This window comes from Micromonospora sp. DT62 (assembly GCF_049847285.1).
Lineage (GTDB): Bacteria > Actinomycetota > Actinomycetes > Mycobacteriales > Micromonosporaceae > Micromonospora > Micromonospora reichwaldensis.
This window is the reverse complement of the sequence record NZ_JBNCOB010000059.1, coordinates 1-978: the sequence shown is the minus strand read 5'-3', so window position 1 is coordinate 978 and position 978 is coordinate 1. Positions and strand designations below refer to the sequence as shown.

The 978-nt window shown below is 65.3% G+C and carries 1 protein-coding gene; it reads right to left on the bottom strand.

Translation table 11 applies throughout. The features are described 5' to 3' along the window. Positions 1 to 778, bottom strand: a 778-nt coding sequence (locus ACPXCB_RS31495; RefSeq protein ID WP_425879760.1) for an AfsR/SARP family transcriptional regulator, incomplete at its 3' end; no start/stop codon positions are given. Positions 779 to 978: the final 200 nt, after the last annotated feature.

Below are 978 nucleotides of genomic sequence, written 5' to 3'. Positions count from 1 at the left end.
AGTGGGTGAGTGCGGGGATTTGGATTTTGGCGTCGTGTTCGAGGATGCGTTGTTGGAGTTCTTGGAGGCTGCGGCCGGGTTCGAGGCCGAGGCCGTCGACGAGGGCTTCGCGGGTGCGTCGGTAGACGCGGAGGGCGTCGACTTGGCGGCCGCTGCGGTAGAGGGCGAGCATGAATTGGTGGCAGAGGCGTTCGCGCATGGGTTCGGTGGCGGTGAGGATTTCGAGTTCGGGGGTGATTTCGCGGTGTCGGCCGCAGGCGAGTTCGGCGTCGAGGCGGTCTTCGAGGGCGGAGAGTCGTTCGTCTTCGATGGCGGCGAGTTCTGACCAGCAGGTGCCGGTTTCGACGAGGTCGGCGAGGGCGCGTCCGCGCCAGAGGTTGAGTGCTTCGGTGAGGTGTTGGGCGGCGCGGGTGGGGTTGTTGGTGGTGGTGGCGTGGCGGCCTTCGCGGACGAGTCTGCGGAAGCGGTAGAGGTCGATGGTTTCGGTGTCGATGCGGAGTTGGTAGCCGGGTGGGTGGGTGCGGAGGGTGGGGTTGGTGGTGGGGTCGGTGTTGTGGGTGAGCATGCGGCGGATGCCGGAGACGGCGTTCTGGACCATTTTGCGGGCGGTGGGGGGTGGGTTGCCGTCCCACATGGCGTGGAGGATTTGGCTGGTGGCGACGACTTTGTTGGCGTTGAGGAGGAGGTAGCCGAGGATTGCGCGTTGGCGGATTCCGCCGAGTTCGAGGTGGTGGCCGTTGTTGGTGACTTCGGTGCTGCCGAGTACGGAGAAGCGCATGGGGTGCTCCGGTGGTGTGGTGGTGGGGGGTGGGGTGGGTTTTGAGTTTCCCATCGGTGGTCATTGGGGAGGCACCCCTAGGGCACCCCGCAGGAGGTGTGGGTGCATGGTGGGTGTCATTGGGTTGGCAGTGTGGAGTTGCTGGTCAGGCATTGTCGGGTGGTGGTGGGGCATGAGACCGTCATCCGGGTCTGATGAAC